Annotated in this window: 26 protein-coding genes and 1 riboswitch; of the genes, 11 read left to right on the forward strand and 15 right to left on the reverse strand. The window is 48.8% G+C overall.

The window, feature by feature from the left end; translation table 11 throughout:
• The first annotated feature begins 231 nt into the window (after nt 1-231).
• The gene (locus KTG14_RS11275) at nt 232-591 is read left to right on the forward strand and encodes a type II toxin-antitoxin system Phd/YefM family antitoxin (protein WP_211653308.1); all 360 of its coding nucleotides are present in this window, start codon (nt 232-234) and stop codon (nt 589-591) included.
• Between the two features lie 61 nt (nt 592-652).
• Nucleotides 653-937 carry an addiction module toxin RelE gene (locus tag KTG14_RS11280; RefSeq protein WP_216971040.1) on the forward strand — a complete coding sequence of 95 codons (285 nt, stop codon included), beginning with the start codon at nt 653-655 and terminating at the stop codon, nt 935-937.
• Between the two features lie 56 nt (nt 938-993).
• Here the strand turns inward: KTG14_RS11280 and KTG14_RS11285 are convergent, their stop codons facing one another.
• Nucleotides 994-1,152, reverse strand: a complete 159-nt coding sequence (locus KTG14_RS11285; protein ID WP_216971041.1) for a hypothetical protein — start codon at nt 1,150-1,152, stop codon at nt 994-996.
• 211 nt (nt 1,153-1,363) lie between these two features.
• Between KTG14_RS11285 and KTG14_RS11290 the strand changes: the two genes are divergently transcribed.
• Entirely contained in the window at nt 1,364-1,621 is a 258-nt protein-coding gene (locus tag KTG14_RS11290; RefSeq protein WP_216971042.1) for a hypothetical protein, read from the forward strand.
• Nucleotides 1,622-1,649: 28 nt separating this feature from the next.
• Here KTG14_RS11290 and KTG14_RS11295 read toward each other — a convergent pair whose 3' ends face one another.
• On the reverse strand, nt 1,650-2,939 hold the full coding sequence (locus tag KTG14_RS11295; protein WP_216971043.1) for a M48 family metallopeptidase: 1,290 nt from the start codon (nt 2,937-2,939) through the stop codon (nt 1,650-1,652).
• Between the two features lie 282 nt (nt 2,940-3,221).
• Between KTG14_RS11295 and KTG14_RS11300 the strand changes: the two genes are divergently transcribed.
• A complete protein-coding gene (locus KTG14_RS11300) occupies nt 3,222-3,776 on the forward strand; it encodes a hypothetical protein (protein ID WP_216971044.1) in 555 nt (184 codons plus the stop codon).
• Between the two features lie 44 nt (nt 3,777-3,820).
• Here the strand turns inward: KTG14_RS11300 and KTG14_RS11305 are convergent, their stop codons facing one another.
• From KTG14_RS11305 to KTG14_RS11330, 6 genes are read right to left on the reverse strand one after another with little or no spacing between them, the layout of a single operon-like run.
• Nucleotides 3,821-4,069: a hypothetical protein gene (locus KTG14_RS11305; RefSeq protein ID WP_216971045.1), complete on the reverse strand. Its 249-nt coding sequence runs from the start codon at nt 4,067-4,069 to the stop codon at nt 3,821-3,823.
• Nucleotides 4,066-4,269, reverse strand: coding sequence for a DUF2061 domain-containing protein (locus KTG14_RS11310; protein ID WP_216971046.1), 204 nt, complete (start codon nt 4,267-4,269; stop codon nt 4,066-4,068). Before KTG14_RS11310 ends, KTG14_RS11305 begins: the two co-directional genes overlap by 4 nt.
• Nucleotides 4,270-4,476 (reverse strand): hypothetical protein, encoded by a 207-nt coding sequence (locus KTG14_RS11315; protein ID WP_216971047.1) that lies wholly within the window; start codon nt 4,474-4,476, stop codon nt 4,270-4,272.
• 56 nt (nt 4,477-4,532) lie between these two features.
• Entirely contained in the window at nt 4,533-4,775 is a 243-nt protein-coding gene (locus tag KTG14_RS11320) for a hypothetical protein (protein WP_216971048.1), read from the reverse strand.
• Nucleotides 4,772-4,978, reverse strand: a complete 207-nt coding sequence (locus tag KTG14_RS11325) for a DUF2061 domain-containing protein (protein ID WP_216971049.1) — start codon at nt 4,976-4,978, stop codon at nt 4,772-4,774. The genes KTG14_RS11320 and KTG14_RS11325 overlap by 4 nt, the downstream gene beginning before the upstream one ends.
• A gap of 1 nt (nt 4,979) precedes the next feature.
• Entirely contained in the window at nt 4,980-5,195 is a 216-nt protein-coding gene (locus KTG14_RS11330) for a hypothetical protein (protein WP_216971050.1), read from the reverse strand.
• A gap of 179 nt (nt 5,196-5,374) precedes the next feature.
• Between KTG14_RS11330 and KTG14_RS11335 the strand changes: the two genes are divergently transcribed.
• Nucleotides 5,375-5,665 (forward strand): hypothetical protein, encoded by a 291-nt coding sequence (locus tag KTG14_RS11335; protein WP_216971051.1) that lies wholly within the window; start codon nt 5,375-5,377, stop codon nt 5,663-5,665.
• Nucleotides 5,666-5,713: 48 nt separating this feature from the next.
• On the opposite strand, the gene KTG14_RS11340 is transcribed toward KTG14_RS11335, so the two are convergent.
• Both KTG14_RS11340 and KTG14_RS11345 read right to left on the reverse strand, forming a co-directional pair.
• The gene (locus KTG14_RS11340) at nt 5,714-8,299 is read right to left on the reverse strand and encodes an ABC transporter permease (protein WP_216971052.1); all 2,586 of its coding nucleotides are present in this window, start codon (nt 8,297-8,299) and stop codon (nt 5,714-5,716) included.
• Nucleotides 8,296-8,979, reverse strand: a complete 684-nt coding sequence (locus KTG14_RS11345) for an ABC transporter ATP-binding protein (RefSeq protein WP_216971053.1) — start codon at nt 8,977-8,979, stop codon at nt 8,296-8,298. The genes KTG14_RS11340 and KTG14_RS11345 overlap by 4 nt, the downstream gene beginning before the upstream one ends.
• Before the next feature lie 577 nt (nt 8,980-9,556).
• Here KTG14_RS11345 and KTG14_RS11350 point away from each other — a divergent pair.
• Nucleotides 9,557-9,787, forward strand: coding sequence for a hypothetical protein (locus tag KTG14_RS11350; RefSeq protein ID WP_216971054.1), 231 nt, complete (start codon nt 9,557-9,559; stop codon nt 9,785-9,787).
• 84 nt (nt 9,788-9,871) lie between these two features.
• On the opposite strand, the gene KTG14_RS11355 is transcribed toward KTG14_RS11350, so the two are convergent.
• The gene (locus tag KTG14_RS11355) at nt 9,872-10,876 is read right to left on the reverse strand and encodes a sensor histidine kinase (RefSeq protein WP_216971055.1); all 1,005 of its coding nucleotides are present in this window, start codon (nt 10,874-10,876) and stop codon (nt 9,872-9,874) included.
• Nucleotides 10,877-10,878: 2 nt separating this feature from the next.
• A complete protein-coding gene (locus KTG14_RS11360) occupies nt 10,879-11,562 on the reverse strand; it encodes a response regulator transcription factor (protein ID WP_216971056.1) in 684 nt (227 codons plus the stop codon).
• 602 nt (nt 11,563-12,164) lie between these two features.
• Nucleotides 12,165-12,264: riboswitch (purine riboswitch) on the forward strand.
• A gap of 82 nt (nt 12,265-12,346) precedes the next feature.
• Between KTG14_RS11360 and KTG14_RS11365 the strand changes: the two genes are divergently transcribed.
• Nucleotides 12,347-13,531: an MFS transporter gene (locus tag KTG14_RS11365; protein ID WP_216971057.1), complete on the forward strand. Its 1,185-nt coding sequence runs from the start codon at nt 12,347-12,349 to the stop codon at nt 13,529-13,531.
• Nucleotides 13,532-13,567: 36 nt separating this feature from the next.
• Here the strand turns inward: KTG14_RS11365 and KTG14_RS11370 are convergent, their stop codons facing one another.
• Together KTG14_RS11370 and KTG14_RS11375 are read right to left on the reverse strand one after the other, a co-directional pair.
• Nucleotides 13,568-14,512, reverse strand: a complete 945-nt coding sequence (locus tag KTG14_RS11370) for an Abi family protein (RefSeq protein WP_216971058.1) — start codon at nt 14,510-14,512, stop codon at nt 13,568-13,570.
• Nucleotides 14,513-14,528: 16 nt separating this feature from the next.
• The gene (locus KTG14_RS11375) at nt 14,529-16,517 is read right to left on the reverse strand and encodes a penicillin-binding transpeptidase domain-containing protein (protein WP_216971059.1); all 1,989 of its coding nucleotides are present in this window, start codon (nt 16,515-16,517) and stop codon (nt 14,529-14,531) included.
• Between the two features lie 186 nt (nt 16,518-16,703).
• Between KTG14_RS11375 and KTG14_RS11380 the strand changes: the two genes are divergently transcribed.
• The 4 genes from KTG14_RS11380 (at nt 16,704) to KTG14_RS11395 (ending at nt 19,674) form a co-directional block, all read left to right on the forward strand.
• Nucleotides 16,704-17,558: a CPBP family intramembrane glutamic endopeptidase gene (locus tag KTG14_RS11380; RefSeq protein ID WP_216971060.1), complete on the forward strand. Its 855-nt coding sequence runs from the start codon at nt 16,704-16,706 to the stop codon at nt 17,556-17,558.
• A 167-nt stretch (nt 17,559-17,725) separates the two neighbouring features.
• Nucleotides 17,726-18,115 carry a hypothetical protein gene (locus KTG14_RS11385; RefSeq protein ID WP_216971131.1) on the forward strand — a complete coding sequence of 130 codons (390 nt, stop codon included), beginning with the start codon at nt 17,726-17,728 and terminating at the stop codon, nt 18,113-18,115.
• A 430-nt stretch (nt 18,116-18,545) separates the two neighbouring features.
• Nucleotides 18,546-19,103: a hypothetical protein gene (locus KTG14_RS11390; RefSeq protein WP_216971061.1), complete on the forward strand. Its 558-nt coding sequence runs from the start codon at nt 18,546-18,548 to the stop codon at nt 19,101-19,103.
• A 193-nt stretch (nt 19,104-19,296) separates the two neighbouring features.
• Entirely contained in the window at nt 19,297-19,674 is a 378-nt protein-coding gene (locus KTG14_RS11395; protein ID WP_216971062.1) for a hypothetical protein, read from the forward strand.
• Nucleotides 19,675-20,118: 444 nt separating this feature from the next.
• Here KTG14_RS11395 and KTG14_RS11400 read toward each other — a convergent pair whose 3' ends face one another.
• Nucleotides 20,119-20,859 (reverse strand): nucleotidyltransferase domain-containing protein, encoded by a 741-nt coding sequence (locus KTG14_RS11400; protein ID WP_216971063.1) that lies wholly within the window; start codon nt 20,857-20,859, stop codon nt 20,119-20,121.
• Between the last annotated feature and the right edge of the window lie 55 nt (nt 20,860-20,914).

Consider the following 20,914-nt stretch of genomic DNA (forward strand, 5'->3'; position numbering starts at 1 on the left):
ATTTTAATACTATTATTATTATACTGTGCCTAATTTTACCAACAAGACGGGCTTTTCACAAGGCGGCCTGATAACTTCTGACCGAGAAGCTGAAGTTTCATTTTCACTATAATTGATTGACTCCGCAATCAATATACCGTCATATTTAACGTGAAAAATAGCGGTATATTTTACTGTCAAATGTACATGGAGCTTGCTATAATTAAAGCAAATATAAAGGAGTTGAACCTTATGGCCACTGACACTCCCAAAAAACCGCAATTCAACGTAGACCAGATTACTTCTGCTTCCAAGGCAGCAAAACAATTGGCTCACATACGGGCGGCAGCTAAAAAAGAACCTCAGTTCATTTCCGCCAATAATACAATCGATTCCGTTATTTTAGATTATGCGCAATACGAAAAAATGTACCAAGAGTTAGAAACGTACCGCGAACTGAATTGGTATGAAGAGATCGCAAGAAGAGCAGCTGAAGCTGAGGCACATCCTGAACAAACGATTCCGCTTCGGGAAGCTGTTGGAGAAGAGAGCTACGCACGAATCATGGCAATCGATCCAGATGACATTTCCGATGACGAGTTGTTCGAGTGATATGAGCGAGGACAAGTTTGTCTTAAACTTTCATCCAAAAGCACAGAAAGAATATAGTAAATTGGACGGAAGCAGCCGCAACTTGGTTGACAAAGGCCTTGCCAAACTAAGATTTCGCGCAGATGAAATCGGCAAGCCTCTCTCTAATAAACGTGGCAGCGTGTTAACAGGTTGCCGCGAATTGAAATTCAAGCAAGCCGGTTTACGAATCGTCTACCGATTAACTGGAGAAAAACAAGACCAACTAGAGGTCGTCTGGATCTTGGCTACAGGAAATCGGGCTGATGAAGAAGTCTTCACTGATTCTGCAAAACGCTTGAAAGACATGATGAATAGAGAACGCTAAAAAGCTCGCATTTGCTGCGAGCTTTTTGAATATCTTTTATTCATATTTGGATTCTATTACTCCTCTTCTTCTTCCTCTTCCCCGTCTTCTGTATCGCTCATTACATCATCGGCGCCATCATTTTCTTCGAGCGGTTCTGTTTCTGGTTCGCTGTCGCCTGAACATGCAGACAATGCCAGTCCGCTTGCGAAGATGATTGCTGCGAATTTTTTCATTTCAACCATTCCTCTCTAGTTGGGATTTTGAGCTTTATTCTTCCTTGCTGATTTTCAATGATTCACCAAAGACTTTATAATTACCAATTAAATGGGTGTTACTTAATCATTACCCACCTATAGCAAGCAGTTAACATATTTAGCCGAATTTTTGATAGAATAGGTAACTTTTCTTAGTACCAGGCCGTCTAGCATTCAAAGGAGTGGCGTGATGAAACGCTTGAGTTTACGCTTATTGATTTTATTCTTCGGCTGCATGCCACAACCGCAAATCACTGAATCTGAAGCCATCGCGATCATCGAGCAACTTCATACTAATTCATTCGGGACAGCCGAAGTGATTTCGATCGACTATCGCTTTGGGCGTTACGCCGTGGAGTGGGAAAATGAAGGGAATTGTGAATGGGACATCAATCATGTGGATGGGGATGATGGCAGCGTAGAAATGAAACAAGCGTCGATCTGTTAGCGATCGACGCTTGTTTTTCTGAAGTCTATTAATATCCTTGTTCTAGCATTTCCATGAACTCTTCTTCGGAATCCATGCCCATTTCGTCAATAGCGCTCAAGCCGTCTGGTCCTTTAAATGCCGGGTCGGCTCCGTTTTCGATAAGCAGCTTGGCGCTCTCGTAATCTTCGTACATGACGGTAATTGCTAAAGCCGTCGTGTAATAATCAGATGTGTTCGCATCGGCCCCTGCATCCAGCAATGTTTGGATGACCTCTGGATCACCCCAGTGGACGGCGTACATTAAGGCGTCAGAGCCTTCCGAGTCTTTGGCGTGAATGTCCTCACCGTCAGTGAGGGCTTGTTCGACTCCGGCCACATCACCCCCTGCGGCTGCGGCCATGAGCGGGGTTTCGCCTTCGACTGTATACATTTCCTCGTAGAAGCCATCTTCAAATCCGAGTAAGAATTGGTCAGCAAAAGCAGCCGTCGTGGCAAATATGCTAATGACCCCGGCATAAGCCAAGCTCATGACGATGGCGAGTACGGTTGCACCAAGAGCTATTTGTCCGTGTTTTGGCTGGTAGTATTTGACGTCGGCCCTGCTGAACCAGTCGATCGATTGGATGCGTTTCGGCAAACGCGGGTGCGTCGACAATACTTCGGCCAGCCAGACGAATGCATTCGATTCCGTCGTGATTTGTTCGCGGTAAGCGTCTTCGTTTACTTCGACGTAAGCTTTCTTGCCGATGCCCAGCAGCGTCAATGCGCGTTTCGCAGCGGCAGCATTTTGAATCTCATAGGCCGCTTGGCGGTCGCATGTGTATTCACATGAGCGGCTATACGCCGTACTTAGGAATGGGATGAACCCTGCCGGCAAAATCAATAAGTTTTTCCAGACATGGCGGCGTTTTACGTGAGCCAGTTCGTGGGCGATGATAAAGTCCAGTTCGTCTTGGCCTTGCTCGCGCGCCAGTTCAAACACTTCCGAGTACAACACGACCATGTCGCGGCCGAAAAAGCGTGTCGCGAATGCGTTAAGCGCGCCTTCAGATTGGATGACGAAAACGTCCGGAACTTTATCGAGTTCCATTTGCGCCGACAAGGTCTGCACACGTTCGTAAACGTCCGGGAATTGGCGTTCGTGAATGCGCACGCCGTTTCCGCGGATTGACCCAAGCATCACCGCATTGGCAAACAACAAAAACGCGAAAACCGTCAAAGCGATGCCGATCCCGATAATGGAGACGGCTGCCAGTACATAAATTAACACACTAAAAATTACGCTAAGAATAAAATAAATGCTCTCTCTATCTGATTGAATGTTCGTCCTGCTCATCATTTTCTCCCTCTCGATTTGGAATATCTTACATATAATAGCACTTACTGCTCATTTGTAGAATAGAATTTTCACGCGATTTGTAAATTTTTTTGTTGAGATTAAAAAATGATGATTCAAGTCGTTCAATCAATGAAAATAGAAATATTATTGACTGGCTAACGCTCATTCAGAAGGCGGCTGGTCCGCTGAATTGTTTTAAGGATATATTCTATTTCGCCTACTTTGATGTATGATGAATGGAATAACTAGACGCAACTGACTGGTGAAGGAGGCATTGGATTGAACAGAAAAATTGTGTGGTTTCTTGCATCTTTAATACTCGTTTCGATTTTATTCTACGGGCTGAGCATTTCAGCCAACGCCAACAATCTTCATGCCAATTTAGAGGAACACGCGCAAGCAGCATTTGATGAACTTTACCGCAGCAACTCAGACGACAAGCGCTTTTCACTGAAAGAAATCAAGAAAATAGATGCTTCTGAAAGCTGGATCGCCTTATTGGAAGCGAGTGACGGGACGACAATGTATGCGCATTATGAATTCGACTGGCTCAAACGCTTGCGTATAAATGTGATTGGGACTGTTCCTGGCTTCACGTATCTGGACATCCCGACAAGTGATGGAACTTACGGTGTGTTGGTTGGCACAAATGATTCCTTGCGAATCGCTCAAGTTACCCTGAAAACTCTAGGAGCCGCTCAATTGGAATACAGTTTTTCGACAGCTAGTGACCCCTACCTCATTGAGTACGCGAAGCTACCAGACGCCATTCACTCGTCAGCGCCGGCCGCCTTTACTTTTTACGACAAAGAGAACCAAGTGATTGAAGAATGAAACCATAAAGAAAGCGCGAGTCTCTTAGAAGACACGCGCTTTCTTTATGATTCATTGGTGCGTTTCGCCCGTTTCTTTTTCAACCAGACAATCAACAAAATGTACAAGGCAGAAAAGACGAGCGCGATCGGGATCAGCCACAATATGTATTCAACATAGGAAATGCCACTTCTTTGGTAAACGACTGTCCCGAGCCAAGTGACGAGAAATACTAAGGGGAAAAAGAGTATTGGGTCTTTCTTCTTCGAAAAAATCGGCTCTGTCAGATGTTCTTTGATTTCTGGCCAGTTCATATCTCACCTGCTTGCTGTTGTTTCTTGCGGCGTTTGTTCTGAGCGTCAGGCCCCAGCACATCATACACGATGAATCCGGCAATCAAAGAGCCGATAAAGAAGATCCAGCCCGGTTCGCCACCGAGTAGGTAGCTGACAAAAAACGCGATAGCGCCGTATGCCACTGCCCATGAAATGGCTTTTACTGCACGGTTCGTCATTTAGGTTTCCCCCGTCCGCTTGTTATTTTTCTCCACTCGTTTCTTCTCCATATACGGCAAAATAAAGCCATAGGATAGAAATCCAGCAAGCGCCATTCCGATCACCAAGTTCCATACCGGCTGCCCGTCTAAAATATAGGTGACGATATAAGCGATGACGCCATACATTAATGTGCCGATTAGTGTGTTCTTCACTCGTTTATTCATGCACTTCCTCCTAGCTCTATACGCTCCTGTTGGCTATCGACACTTTTTGGGATAGCTCATTTTTTGTTTTTCGCCCTTCGCTTCTTCAGCCAGACAATTAACAAAAAGTACAAAGCGAAAGCGATGATGGCGACTGGAACCATCCACAGCAGGTACTCAAAGTAGGAAATGCCACTTCTTCGATAGACTGCTGTCCCAATCCAGGCGGCGAGAACCGCCAAAGGGAAAATAAGCAAAGGATCTTTCTGCTTCGAAATAATCGGCTCTGTCAGATGTTCTTTAAGTTTTGGCCAGCTCATATATGCTCTCCTATTCGTCGCTGTTTCTTGCGGCGCTTATTCTGGACGATGGGCCGCAGCACACCGAATAGAATGAATCCGGCAATTAATGAGCCGACAACAAAGAACCAATCCGGCTCGCCTCCAAATATGTAACTCACCGTAAACGCTACGGCGGCATATGCCACTGCCCATGTAATGGCTTTTACTATAAGGTTAATCATTTCAGTTATCCTCCAAGCTGTTTTGTCTCTTCTTTTCTTTTGCTAGCCGATTCTTCTCCATGCGAGGCCAAATAAATACAGAAAGAAGAAACCCAGCAATGACGGAACTGATCACCAGATTCCAAACAGGTTTTCCTTCTATGATGTAACCCATAATAAAGGCGACTACGCCATAAATGGGTATCACCAATAACGCATTTTTCCATCGGTTGTTCATTTTTTCTCCTCCTAGCTCTACTCCCCTATTACCCTTAGGGAATACCTGGAAACTTTTCTGATGTGATAGCTAACTGATCTTCAAGCAGAACTTCAATAATTGGGAATTTGTGTTAAAATAGAACCAACTAAACAGAAACTCACCCTAGATTGGCATCCATCAGAAGGAGGCTATTCGATATGGAATATTTTGCAGCCAGTGGCATCTTACTCGTCTCGCTGCTTCTCGCCTATCAGTTCGGTAAAGGCTATTCGCGCAAAGGCAAATACGTCATTTGGGGCATTACGACAATGTTTGTCATTTGCCCGTTGTTCTCTTGGCTCGTCAGTATGGGCTATGCCCATTACGAGCGAAGTGGTTGGGCTGCCGTGGCGATGCTGGCCATCCTGTACCCCAGCACGTTTATCATCGGCTTGGTGTTATTGCTGATGGGGGTTTTCCGCAAGAAAGACGCCGTTCGCAGAATTTGATGTTCTATACAAAAAACGCGCTCCGCCAACCGGCAGAGCGCGTTTTCCTTATGCATTTTCCTGTTTCAAGCTTTCAATAATATTGTCATTCTTGATTTTGGCAATCGAGTAAAGCATTGCCGCACCGACAATCAAGAAGATCACGACGATGACAAAGGCGACACTGCCCCAAGGGACCGCAAACCCGTAACTGAAGGTCTGGTTGAGTGCGAAATGCATCGCGAGCATCGTGGCGAAACTGATCGGCAATCCATATGCGAGGGCTTTGACGCCGTAGAACAGGCTTTCATAACGGATCATTTTATTAAAGCCTTTCGGGGTCATGCCGACTGATCGCAGCATGGCGAATTCCCGTTTGCGCAATTGGATGCTTGTCGAGATGGTGTTGAAAATGTTCGCGATGGAAATGAGCGAGATTAGCGTGATGAAGCCGTACGTGAACACTTGCATGAGCAAGACGAGTTGTTCTTCTTGCTGGCGCCTTTGGAAGACGTTGGAGATGCCGACGTCCGCTTCATTGATTTCCAAAATCTCCGCTTCTGTCTTCATCGGGTCACTCGTCGCGAGTGAGATGACAGGATACGTATCTTCAGCGATGAAGCCGAGTTCATCGAGTGCATCCATCGGGACGATTAAGTCGACACTGCCAGGATAAGAGGTAGAGACTCCAGTGGGTACTTGATCCGTCAATGCTGCGATTTCGACATTGGCGAGCACTTCCGGTTCTATTTCCTCGCCCATTTCATTAATGGAGCTACCAAGAAGTTCTATTGTCTCGCCGACTTCTGCATTGATGGTCTTCGATTCATTGATGGTGCCGGACATGCCGTCTTGGTAGACCACTTCATCAATGACGATGGCACGCGGCGTTTCCTGGCCAAAGCTCGACGCATCCACGCCGACTTGTTCCGCGTATTGTTCGAAGTTTTCACTATCCATCGCATACACCGAGATAAAATACTGAACTTTACCATCTTCAATCATGGCTTCACCGCGTTCGATCTGCTCGAGCAAAACGTCTGGCAACTGGTCTTGAGCGATTAGCGCTTCCCCTCCTGCCTGACGAATGAAGCTCGCTTCGGTTACTTCAGGAAGACCCGCGTATTGTTCGAGGCTCTCCGTATCCATCTCGCCGCCGTGCAATTGAATATCGTATTGCAGATCGCTTTGCGTCATGGCCAGTGAGGTTTTTAAGTTATTGGTGAAATACGTTACCGACAGGAACAAGACAATTGAAATGACCAGTGAAAAGACTGTGGCCAAATAGCGCTTGCGGTTGCGCTTCAAGTTCTTCAAGCCGATTTCCGCTTCCAGGCCGAACAGCTTGCGCACCCATTTTGAAGTTTTCACGGCTTTACCCGTCAGTTTAATGTCTTGCGTTTGGCGGATGGCGTCGATCGCGGAAATCTTCGACGCTTTTTGCGCTGGGACGTAAGTCGAAATTAAAATCGTCAGTGCCGAGACGCCGACTGCCACGACGAGCATCATCGGCGTGACGACGACTTCCAGCTGCTGATCAACATTAAGCGCACCTTGCAAGAAAGTGTTGATGAATTGGAACGTCACCCAAATGCCACCGAGCCCTGCGAGAATGCCGAGCGGGATGCTGATGGCGCCGATAATGGCCCCTTCGAAAAACACCGAGTTGCGTTTCTGCCGTTTCGTTGCCCCGACACTTGCGAGCATACCGAGATGACGTGCGCGTTCGGAGACGCTGATGGCGAATGCGTTGTAGATGAGTGCGACCGAGCCGATGACCACGATCCCCATGATAATACCGGCGAGTGAGAACAAAGTCGTCCGCAAATTATCGTTTTGCGTGGCGCCGTATAAGCGCAGGAGATCTGAATTGAAATCGACCGATAGGATGCCTTGTTCGTTGGCAAACGCCTTGGCGTCATCGAATAAAGCGGTGTTAATTTCCGAGGCGACGACATAGCCGTCGAAGGTCTCATCCGCTGCCGCAGTGGCAGTATCGGTAAATCCGACAACGCTGACCATCGGCAGCCAGGATACTTCCCAGCCCGGCCGCTCGATGATGCCGACGATGTCGAAGGTCTGCTCTTCTACGTCGACCAGTTCTTCGTTGATCGTGTCGCCTTCCCCAAACTGCACGGCGTCGAACTCTGAGAGCTTGCGGTTTTCCAAGCTGTGCATGCGTTCGCCGATGCCGGCAGTCAAAGTATCACCGACTTGATAGGTCTCTTCGGAGCTATTGTTTAAAGTTTCCGAGATGACGACTTCATTGGCGTTTTCAGGCAAGCGCCCTTCTGTGAGCGCAAGCGGGAAATGTTCCATTCCCTGTGCTTCGAAATTGCGAAAATAGAGATAGCGCTTGGAATCGGTTTTGGCGCTCTCAAAATCGGCAAAGCCGTCGCTCGTGACGATGAGCTGTTCGGTATTGCCGTCTTGCTCGATGGCTTGGAGCTGCTCGACAGTCGCTTCTTGATACTGGACATGCCATTCGCCGTTTTGTTCGATGTCTTCCCGAATCAACAAGTCGAGAAATGACACGCCGAGCGTTGCGACCGCAGTGATCATGGCGACGGAAATGATCGCGCCGATAATGGTGACAAGCGAGCGCCGTTTGTTTTCCTTCAAGTGGCGGACGGTGACTTTATTGACGATGTTCATGAGCGGATGACCTCGTCTTTGGCGATTTTGCCGTCTTCAATCGAAATGACGCGGTCCGCTTGCAAGGCGATGCGTTCATCGTGCGTGATGACAATCAAAGTCTGCTTGAAGGTTTTGTTGAACATTTTGAGAAGCTCCATGATTTCCTCGCTGTTTTTGCTGTCGAGGTTCCCGGTCGGCTCATCCGCGAGCATAATCGCCGGGTTGCTGACGAGCGCACGGCCGATCGAGACGCGCTGCTGCTGGCCGCCGGATAATTGGTTCGGTAAATGGTCGAGCCGTTTATCGAGACCGAGCGTTCCGGTGATTTTGCTGAATTGGTGTTTGTCGACGCGTTGTTCGTCGAGCAGCATTGGTAAGGTGATGTTTTCCTCGACCGTCAAGATCGGGATCAAGTTGTAGAATTGATAAATCAACCCGATTTGGCGGCGGCGGAAAATCGCCAGCTGCGTTTCGTCGAGCTTGTAGATATCCGTGCCATCGATCGACACGTTGCCGCTGGTCGGGCGGTCGACGCCGCCGAGCAGGTGGAGCAAAGTCGATTTGCCGGAACCCGATGGCCCGATGATGCAGATGAATTCGCCTTTGTTGACGGTGAACGACACGTCGTCGAGTGCTTTGACCGCCATTTCATCCTTGCCGTATACTTTTGATAAGTTTTTCACTTCCATGATTGTCATGAGTGTACCCTCCGTTTGATTACTGTTTATGAATAAATTGAACATATTTTGGTGATTTCATTGCAAACGATATTCCGCAAAACGACTTGCTTTCCTGGGGGCTTGCGCTGAACTAATTCGGACTAGCGCCCGAATGGATTTCAGCACTTCGTCGAAACGGAGTTGGAAAGCCACCTCCGTTTCTGCTCCCCAAGGAGTCTGCGCCGTTTTGCTCCATATCTCTATATGCCTGAGGTGATTCTATACAGCTCCACTACTCTCTTTGAATCCGCCGTGCAACTAAGTTATGTGTAAAATAAATTCACTTAAATTAGATAAGATGTTCTTTCACCAACACCAGATCGTCTTACATAACATTAGTATAGAGCGGGTTCATGACTGCCCGGTGACTCTTAGGTGACAATCGAGTCACTTAAGGAAAATTAGGTAAAGGTCTGTTCTAGTTCACTTGAAGTGGAAGGGAATTTCCAGATATTGATTTCATGTTACAATTTAATTATCAATACTCCTATTCGGCTCAATTTGTTTGCACAGGTTTAGAGTGAAACAAATCACCAAAATAGAGGAGGGGTAAAACGTGGATTTCTTATTGTGGTTCATGATCGGTTTCATCCTTATCGGGTTGCTTGTATTCCTTTTGATGAAAAAACGAATGGAGACGAAGCTCGCGCATGTTAAAGCAAACCCGGACAGCGAGTCAGCTTCAAGAGATACCAAACACATGATTTGGTGGGTATGGAGCGTTACTGCTTGGGGCGTTGTCAGTTTGGCACTGGTCGTCTGGTGGTTTAATAGCACGTCCGGATGACCGTCAATTTTAAATGAAAAAGTTGAGCAGAAATTCCACGGATGCGGAGTTTCTGTTTTTTCATTCCATAGAAAAAAGCAGGCGCTAGATCACCTGCTTGTAGAATTTGATATGGAAGCGGGTGCCTTCGTTTGGTGTGCTGGCGACTTCGATATCGCCGCTTTGGCTGGTGATGATGCTATAGGCCATGGCGAGGCCGATGCCGACCGAGTCGTCGCCGGCGTTTTCGCCTTTGTAGAAGCGCTTGAAGATATAGGGCAAATCTTTTCTGGAAATGCCGCTGCCGTTGTCTTCGATCCGGATGTCAGTGTAGAGCGCGTTTTCGCTGTAGTGGATGCTGAGCTTGCCGCCTTCCCCGGTATGTTCCACACAGTTCTTCAAAATATTGATGAGTGCTTCTGTCGTCCAGTTGAGGTCGCCTGTAAACGCTGCGTCCCGATCGCCTTCGATGTGGAGTTCCTGCATTTTAATGTCCATTGGGATGAGCAGTGGTTCGACCGCTTTTTCGATGAGCTTGGATACCGGGATGCGGTCTTTTTTGAAATGAATCGTGCCGGCATCGATTTTCGATAGTTTGAGTAGCGACGATACGAGCCAGTCCATACGCTCGAGTTGGACATGGAGATTACGGATGAATTCGATGCGTTTCGCGTCATCCAACTCGCTGTCGCGTAACAGATCCGCCATGACCATCATCGAGGTAAGCGGCGTTTTTAATTGATGGGAAATATCCGAAATGGCATTTGTCAGCTTGCCTTTGTCTTCAGTCAGAAGAGCACCGTGTTCCGACAGCATTTTCGTCACTTTGTAGATTTGCGTTTTCAAGAGGCTCAGCTCGCCTTCGCGGTTGTCGCGCACATCGAGCTGAAAATCGCCGCTGCTGATTTGCTGCAGGAAACCCGATAAGCGCTCGATTTCCCGGTAGCGCCACCAGGTGAAAGCGAGTGCTGTTGCGCTCAGCAATAGCGAGACACCGAGCACGAACCACGCGGCTGTATAGGAAACAAAGATAGCTGAGAGAATCGTACCAAGTGCGCTGATGGTGATGAGCGCGGCGAATAGCCAGCGGATTTCGCGGTTGCGCAGCATCCTTACTCACCCGCCTTATAGCCCATGCCGCGGACGGTTTTGATGAGCGTCGGTTGTTGAGGATCGTCTTCGAGTTTCTCGCGCAGTCGTTTGATGTAGACCGTCAGCGTGTTGTCGTTGACGAAATCGCCGCCGACGTCCCAGATGCGGTCGAGCAATTGTGCTCTCGTCAGCACTTGGCCGAGATGATTCGCGAAAATGAGCAGCAAGCGGTATTCGAGTGCGGTGAGGAGAACTTCATTGCCCGCTTTATGGACTTTGCCTTCTGAGGTGTTGATCTGCACGTCGCCGAGTTCGACGACCGTTTTCGGCTGCGCATGACGCTGGTAGCGACGCAGCACGGAATTGATGCGCGACAACAGTTCACGCACGCGGAACGGTTTGGTGATGTAATCGTCCGCGCCCATATCGAGCCCCATGACGACATTCACTTCATCGTCGAACGCCGTCAGGAAAATGACCGGAATGTCGCGTTTCTTTTTGACGAGCGCGCATAAGTCATAACCGCTGCCGTCGGGCAAAGACAGATCGAAGAGGCAGAGATCGATTGCGGAGAGCTGCTGTTCGATCGCTGCGGTGGCGTCTTTTGCGCTATGGCATAACACCGTGGTGAAGCCTTCTTGTTCGAGCGAATATGTCAGGCCGGAAGCGATCGTCCGGTCGTCTTCGACTACGAGTATGTTCATCTGTATTCCCCTATCCCTGTTGAAATGAAAAAAGCCGGTACCGTAGATTTGTTATCATCTACGATACAGGCTTTCGGTTTCTGTGACTAGTGGAAGGCAAAATATTACAAATGACTTAAAAGAAAAAGAAAGCTCCTCCAGTAAATAACGTAGGCACAATGAAAATCAAAAACAAGCCCGAAAATGTATACAGCATATACTTGCTTCTGTCATTCCCCAGCCGTAATTCCCAGATGCCAAGTGTTACTAGATAGATGCCTACAAGCATGATAATTAATGAAAAGATAATGATGAAGTTCATGTCGATTCTCCCCGTCCTGAAATTATTAGACTCCTGATGCCGCCACTTACTTTACTATCGATGTCCTCCTAGTCGCAACATCGATTGCTTCTTTCGTTTTATTCTCTTGTTCATCTTTCATGAGAAAATGCGTAATATTGATGCTTTTCATTGTTCCATTTTCTTGCGTTAGTGCCATTGATTATCGTTCTTATATTGTTTTACGCCGCTATTTGTAAAAAGTTTCAATTTCATTAGAGGTCTGACGTCTATTGTATATTCTCTTGCATAAAGTTTGTCTATGTAGTAAGCTGTTCAAAGTGAATAACCCCCATAATCTATCTGTATAACCTTAAGAATACGGCTTAAGGGTCTCTACCAGGAACCGAAAAATCCTGATTACAGAAAGCGATCTTTTCGTTTTCTGTAATCAGGATTTTTTTATTTTCTGAAAAGAATCAGTTGACTGTATGGAATTTTTTAATGAGAAAGGAAGCGTATGTTATGAATTTGAAAGTTTATATTTTAGCCTTGGCCACGGTGGCTGTCGGCCTTGTCGAACTGATCGTCGGCGGCATTTTGCCGACCATTGCCGAAGAGTTTGATGTGTCGGTGAGCGCTGCCGGCCAGTTGATCACCTTATTCGCCTTGATTTACGCAATCGCCGGACCGGTGTTGCTAATTGCGACCAGTCGCTTTGAGCGCAAGAAAGTCTATTTGATTTCCATGTTCATCTTTTTCCTCGGGAATATCATGACTTTCTTCAGCCCAGACTTTACATGGATGGTCATCGCGCGCGTCATTACCGCAGCGAGTACGGCGCTCATCGTCGTGTTGTCTCTCACGATTGCCGCAAAAATCGTCGAGCCGCCTTACCGCGCGAAAGCGATTGGCCTGATCTTTATGGGGATCAGCTCGTCGCTCGTGCTCGGCGTTCCGCTTGGCATCTTGATCGCTGATGCGTTCGGCTGGCGTGTCATTTTCCTCGCCATCGCCGCCCTATCACTCGGTTCGATGGCTTTGATCGCTCTTTACATCCAGCCGATTCCTGGAGGCACGGCGATTCCGCTCAAGCAGCAATTAAAAGCGGTCGCGAGTGCCAAAATCGGCACTGCCCACCTCGCGACGCTATTCATGCTCGCCGGGCATTACACCGTTTATGCGTACTTCACGCCGTTTTTGGAAACGACGATGCAGCTTAGCCCGTTCTGGGTCAGCGCTTGTTATTTGATTTTCGGCATCGCAGCAGTGAGCGGTGGTGCAATCGGTGGCACCATGTCCGATTCGATCGGTTCAAAGAAAAGCATTTTGATCGTCATCTCGGCGTTTGCCGTCAGTTTGTTTGTTCTTCCGTTCACGACTTTCTCGCTCGTCATATTCTTGCCGGTGATGGTCATTTGGGCCGCGCTCAGCTGGGCACTTGCCCCGCCGCAGCAAAGCTATTTGATCGAAACCGATCCGGCCACCTCCGACATTCAGCAGAGTTTCAATAACTCGGCGCTGCAAGTCGGCATCGCGCTCGGATCTGCAGTCGGCGGTCTCACCTTGACGCAAACCGGCTCCGTCACCAGCACTGCTTGGGTCGGCGCCGTGATCGTACTCGTTGCCCTTGGCTGTGCGGTGTTCTCGATTACGCGCCCAGCGATTGAACGCAGCATACGCAACTACCAAAAATCACAAAGTCTATAATATGCAAAAGGCCTGGTCCGCGGACCAGGCCTTTTCTTATTCGCGAAACCCCGCATCTTTCATAATCCACACATACGGCCTTTCCGGCAAAGCTTCTTCCAAGCTCCGAATCAATTCCAACAGCTCCCGCGTGAACACTTCATACTCATCCGGCGGCGACACCACTTTTAACAACTTGATGAGCGAAGCCGTCGTCCCACGAGTGATATAGCCTTTTTCCTGATGCAGCTGCGCTTCTAGGCGAGCAAGTTCAAGAGGAGCCCTGAGCCTGAACGAATACAGCACTTCTTCATGCGCTGCCTTATTGCGGAACGGGAAAGCGATCGACAGGATTTCGTCGAGTTCCGCTGCGCCCAGTTTGATGCCGTGTTCGCCCGCGTCGTCTGCGAAATCCTGCGCGATTCGCGTGCGCAAGTCTTGGTCGATAACCGTATAAAAATTCGTAATCTGGCCGAGCGACAGGAAATTGACAAGCACCCACAGCGGCAAGTTCTTGTGCTTTTCGTAGAACTCGCGGAGCTCCGGGTAGCGCACGCGGTGGCGCTTCCTGTGGCTTTCGATCAAATTATTGAGCGTTGCCGTGATACGGTCGCGCTCATGGAAATGGATGTCGTCCGGGCTGTAGTTCTCGTTGTCGAGGAAGCTGTCGACTTCCGGATAGCGTTCAGAAAACCGGTACGCGAGCTTGGATTTGATGCTGCGCTCGAACTTCAACAATTCACCGAGCACAAGCAAACGCAGCTTGCGGTCGAATTGGTACAGCGCGAGAATATGACCGAACGTCGTCCCTGTTTCGTAGAGTTCTTCACTATACGGGTTTTTGGTTTCATCGCGCTCAAGGAACGGCTCCTTGTAGCCATCAATAAGTGCGTAATAATTGTCGCGCGACAGCACGCGTCTTGCGGCCGCTTCGTCTTCTACAATGAGTCCACGGCTTTTCAAGATCACGAGCTGTTCGTCGTGCGTCGCAAAGCTTTTCATGTCCACCTCTCCCTGTTTAGTCATCGCTGAACAATGTGCCCGCGATAGCCGCCGCGTCTTCCTTATCTTCCATCATGACCGCTGCCGATAAATTGCCGACGTTCGGGTCGTAGCCGGCGAACCAGCCCATATCGCCGTCATCGGTTTTGATGACAGCCGTCTTGCCTGCAAGGCCATGGCCATCTTCTTCGCCAGCTTTAACAAATGCGGCGCGGACTAATTCCGCTTGCTCTGGGCTGAGGAGCTCTTGCTTCAAGTTTTCTTCCTCTGCGTCTCCTAAAAGAATCGGTTTTTTCATTTCGCCATCAGCTAAAAAGCTGCCGTACATAGCTGCGGCATGGAGGATGTTGACGCGCACTTGGCTCTGTCCGGAGGCGGAACTCGCGAGCTGTCCTTCCGATCCGAACGTGCCGCTTTCCGAAATCTGCGAAGCCGTAAGCGGCACCGGATAATCGAACGCCGCGCCGAAGCCGAATTCAGTTAAGCCTTCTAAGAAGCTATCGTCCTGCATATTGGTCGCTTGGATCGCAAAGTAGATGCTATCGGAATGGACGAGCGCTTTTTCCAAGTCGATCGGATTTTTAACACCCAGATTCGGCCGGGTGATGCGGAAATCGTTCCAAGACGGGTATTTCTGCCACGTCTCTCCGTCAATTTCGATGCCTTCCGCAGGATTCAGCGTTCCTTCTTTCATGGCAACGGCCGCCGTGATTGGTTGCATCACATAAGACGGCGGATAAGTCGCAGCCGCCCGGTTGAAGAATGGCTGGCCGGGATCATCCGTGAGTTCGCGGAAACGGCTTTCCTTAATTCCAGGAATGAAATCATTCGGGTCGTAAGCCGGCGAACTGACCAGCACATGCGTCTCGCCCGTATACGGGTCGACCGCAGCGGCCGTGCCCGGTTCCCCGCCCATTTCCTGATAGACTTCCCGCTGCAGATCGGCGTCGATCGAGAGTACAATTGTTTCACCTGCTGCCGAGGAGTTATCGACGGCGGTGATCGTTTCGTTTTGGGCGGTCTTTTCAATCAAGATCTTGCCGCCGCGTTTTCCGCGCAATTCGGTTTCGAAGATTTCTTCCAAGTCTTCACGGCCGACGATATCCCCTTGGCCGTATCCTTGCCCGCTGCGCTCTTCCAGTTGTTCAGCGGTAATCGGCGCGATATAGCCGGTCAAATGCGCCATCGATTCGCCATATGGGTAATCGCGCATTTTTACTTTCGTGCGCTTTGTGCCGGGAATCGCGAACAGCTGGTTCAATTTTTCGCGCTCCGGCCCAACAGTTCCAAGCGGGACGTAATGATGCGGTTCGACCCACGGCTTGTCGAGTTCTGCGTCAATGTCTTCGACGGTCAAATCCAACAGCCCGGCGAGTCGCTCCGTATAATCATCGCGGTCAAAATTCCCTGGCACGACGCCGATTTCGTAGGCATCCGTATTGCCGGCAATGACATTGCCGTTGCGGTCGACAATTTCGCCGCGTTCGGTATCGCTGATTTGCACAAAGACGTTATCGCCTTTAGACAGATTCGGTAAAATGAAGGAAGGATCCCATTCTGCGAACCATTCGCCCGCTTCGTTTTCTTCTGTCTTTTCGTAGACAAAGCTCAAGGTCTTGGCGAATTCAATCTCCCCGACGAGGCTATCGACAGAAACCGTCAACGGAATATCCGCCGGCTCATTTTTCAGCCACGGCCCTTCGCCCAACTGCCAATCGATCTCGCGTTCCGACAGCGACAATTGCTCTTCGAGTTCCACTTGCCACTCGATGAATGTCTCTTCGCCGAATGCCTCTTTGGCCCGGTCGGTCAGAAATTCTTCGTACAGCGTGTCGTATTCGCCCGCTTGCCACAATTCCATGAATTCTTCTGCGCGCGGTTCAGGCGATGCGACCGTCTCCGGTTCCGCCTCTTCCGGCACCGGCACTTCCGCTTCCTCATCTGAACACGCCGCAAGCGCAAACGCCGCGCCAATCCCGATCATCCACAGCTTCCTTTTGCCCATTGATACCCCTCCGTCTCCTTAGCCCTTTTTACCATCTTACCCTGAAAACGCTTGCTTCAATACGAAAATTTCGGGATTAAGGGCGCGAAAGCGAGAAATTGACTCCTTTAATTAAGAAGAATCTCGTTCATTATGAAACAAACCGCCCCATCTTCCGTATAATTAAGGAAGAAAAGGAGGCCATTTATGTTTGCTGAAATGAAATCGCGTTATTTGATTCTCTTCACTATCCTCGGCGTCATCGCGACTCTGGTCATTTTCGTGCTCATCGGCGCGGATCCCGTCACGACTGAAATCGCGGTGCAGATTGCCTTTTATATTATAGTACCGTACTTTTTCTTCCATCATTATTGGGGCAAAAACCCCGATTGGTCGCTCAGCGAAGTGTTGACCACCAAGGGCATTAAACCATGGCTTCCAAGCATTATTGGCATCGTGTTGGTGTCGATTGCCTTTTCGCTGACGATGTTCTGGCTGCAGCTCGCCATCATCTCGCCAGCGTTTCCATGGCTTGCGGAATTATTGCTCGAGCCGATCGAAACGCCGGGTGGTGTCGGCTATGAATATTTCACGCTGCTGACGCTGGTGATTCTCGCGCCGATCGTCGAGGAATTCGTTTTCCGCGGCGTGTTCTTGACCCGCTTCGCGGCGAAAACTTCAATGTGGGGCGGCATTTTGATTTCGAGTTTGTTGTTCGGCGTGCTGCATCTCGATTTTGTCGGCGCATTTTTATTCGGCATCATCGCGTCGCTCCTGTATTTGCGCACCGGCAATTTGTTGCTGCCAATCTTGGTGCATATGCTCAATAATGCGCTCGCCGCCTTATCGATTTATGTGCCGATCGACCAATTCTTTGCGATCGACTGGTTTATCGTAACGACTGCTGCTGATATCGAGGCAAAAGCATTTGCGAATATTATCATTATGATTATCAGTGCGCTGCTCATCGCTTGGATCATCTACCGCCTCGCTAAAGGCTTGAAGAACCAAGCGGACAAGCTTGAAATGACTGAACCACTGGCGGAAAACGAAACGCCGTAAAGAAAATTGTCGATGATCTGTCACGCCCCGTTCATATAGCGTTTATATTCGTGCGGTATGATACAGTCATATGAACTTAGGGGCTATCCAGCGGAATATTTGTCGCTGTTCCCAAAAGCTATAGGAGGATTTACATGAACAACACAGTTACACCGCGCAACAATACCTTGGAGAAAAAATGGAGCTTGCGCTTGATCCAGTTTTCGGCCATCTTCGGGTTCATCGGGACCTATCTCGGGTCGCATATGGCGGGACAGATGGATTACGCGCTGCGCCCGATTCACGCCCACATCCTGCTCGTTGGCTGGCTTTCGGTTTTTGCCTGGGGCGTGTTCTACCGCTTGTATACCGTCAAATACAAAAAGCTCGTCACCATCCACGGCTTTCTCGCGATGATCGGCGCAGTCGGCTTAACTGCCGGGATGTGGTTCTATAATTTGAACCCGTTCAATATGAACGAAACCTTCATCTTGGTTTTCTTTATCGTCGGCGGCACAATTTTACTGCTCGCGTTCTTATTGTTTGCGGTTATTACGTTCTTGACGGAAAAAGACTGACGAAAAACGCCCGGGCGCATCCGGGCGTTTTTTTATGTAATCGATAAACCTGGTTTTCCGAAGCTTACCGCTCGCTTTCCGTGGGCTCGCGCCCAAGCCTCCTCAGTCGCTTCGCTCCTTGCGGGGTCTCGGTCGTCTCGCTGATCCACTGGAAAGATAAGGTCGACCTACGGGAGACATTATCTTTGCGAAAGTAATGCGCAGCATTATTGAGCAGAAGGGTTTACGAGCGGACGCTTCTACAAACCACTGCATACGCCTACTCAGTTTTCATGTAAAATGGTGCCACCATTGGTTGTTCATAATGAGCCATCTCTGTTTTCACCGTTCCAGAAAACGTTTGAAACGTTTTGGATTGTTTTTTCATTTCACCCTATCCGACGAAATACCGTATAATGGAAGCATCGTGAAACGGAAGGGGAAATGGCGGATGACCCTGCAAAACCTAATTCAAAAACGCATGCTTGTACTGCTGGGCCTTGTGCTTGCCGCGGCGCTGATCATTGCACTCGTATGGAGTTCGGATACGGTCGATACGGCGGAACAAGCCGTCCGTGATGGCGATGATGACCTTGTGTTGACGCCCGTCTACGAATTGAATGGCCACGCGCTGTTTTTCTTCATCCGCGGTGATGACCACTTCGGGGCAGTGACGGCAACAGAATCCTGGTTCGGCTGGCGCCTCGAGACGAGAAGCGAAGCCACTATCCCCTCACTCGATAATCCCGACCGCATCGACAGCTATATGAGCAGCGATGACTTGGTCTACGGATTGTTTGATCCGTCTGATGGGCGCCACGTCCAGGTCGGTGAGGTTCCGGCTGATCAATTATTGCTGGGCGAGCGCTTCCCAATCGAATTATTGGAAGAAACCAGTTTGTCCGGAAAAGCGGTGTGGTTTATCGAAAACGCACCACAAGAACGCCCGATCCCGCTCCAATTGCTCGATGCAAACGGACAGGAATTGCAGCGTTTGGAAATGTATTAAAAGAACCGCCCAGATTCGTCTGGGCGGTTTTGTTGATAGACTTTATACTAAAATTCCTTAAAAAATCTTCTCACCTAGAGCTTGTTATTGTTTAAATAATAGTAAATGTTTTCTGAATTTTAAGGTATAATAATGAAGAAGAGGAAATTGACGCCATTAAACAAACTCCAAATACTGGATGGGGGGAAGATTTGTGAAAAAAATAAGTGGGCTTTTGTTGCTTCTATTCATTTTAAGTGGATGTGTAGATGGCGATAGATACAACTTCTCGGGCAGCAGTCAAAACTGGGACGTATTTTATGTGGTAGACGTTTCGAATGGAACGAACCAAGTAGAAGACGGAACTGTTAAATTTACCGGCGAGGGTGAAGCCCCTGAAACAATCGAGTACAAACTTGAAGCTAATTCAGGAGGTTCAGAAGGTACAGGCGTAATGTTATCCGATAACGTTGCTAGCATTGCCAACAGCTCTTGTGGAGGATGCTCAGTTATACAAGAGGATGAGGAAATAGAAGTAGAAATTTCATGGAACGGACACACTGAAAACTTACTACTAACTACTGACAACTGACATCGCTGATAGCGGTGTTTTTTTATGAAAGCTCTCGGTTAATATAGAAAGGTTTTATTTTTTTCATCAAAATTCGCCGCCTTGATGTTCACTGGACGGCGAATTTAATTTCATTATAGGCGTACTTGATTGAATAATTGTAAGCCCTGTGATTAGGGCAACTTGAGCTGCAAAGCATAATGCTCTTCTACATCTCATATTGAGTATGCTGAAGAAGAGGCCCTATACTCTAAAACTAGAGACGAAGTGGAAGGGGCCGACTCCGGGAGGATCAGCGAGACATTTGAGACCCTGCAGGAGCGCAGCGACGAAGCGGCTCAGTGCGAGCCCTCCGGAAAGCGTGCCCCTGCAACGTAGTCGAAAAGCGGAAGCTTTTCTTCTCACTTCGTTTCACACGCCCAGTTGTATGAGTTACATGATGCATCTACTTTCCAAATCACGACTTTAAAGCTTTTCCGTCGTCCTCTCAGCTTCTGCTTTCCCGATCGAAAATCCGTCGAATAAGCGGCCTCCGTAAGGCTCCAAGACACTTTCGACAAATTCGATAATGTGCGCCGTTTCATCGGTCCGGTAAAAGTTCTCGAACGCCTCGACGAACCGTACCGCCAGTTCATGGTCATGCGCTTCGAGTGAACGAATCACCCATTTGGATGAGCCGATCCATTTTTGCTCGGTGCGCAAAATGAATTCGCTCACCAAATCCGAAAGCGTGTTGACGCAAAACAGCCGCTCTTTCCGGTCATCGCTGCCCCGCAGGTCGTCCAGCACATCAGTGATGAAATAGCGTTTCGTGCGGATCGTATCCGAACTCCACGCTTCCGGCCCTGCTTCGAGCAATGCTTTTGCTTCTTGCTGGATGCTTTCCATGATGCCTGAATCTTTCAGGATGATGCCTTCGCTGACCATGCGTGGCATGCTCGGCTTGGCGGCTTTACGGTCATTTTCGAAAAAGATTTTATACGAACTTAAATTGTAGACGAAGACTTCAATCGGCCAACCGAACGCAATCAGGGATTCGCGGTATGAATTCATCAAAGTTTCATCGAACACGACAATATCGAGGTCTGATGTCGCCGTCTCTTGCCCGCGCACGACGCTGCCTGCAAGCAATGCCCCACGGCAATGACGGAAGTTCGTTTCGACAAATACTTTTGCTGCATGGATCGGATCTAAGCGTTCTTTCATATCTGTTTCCCCCAAAGTCTGTTTGTCTTTAGCATACCCTACCTGGTGCAAGAGT

This window comes from Planococcus sp. CP5-4_YE, assembly GCF_019042655.1.
GTDB lineage: Bacteria > Bacillota > Bacilli > Bacillales_A > Planococcaceae > Planococcus.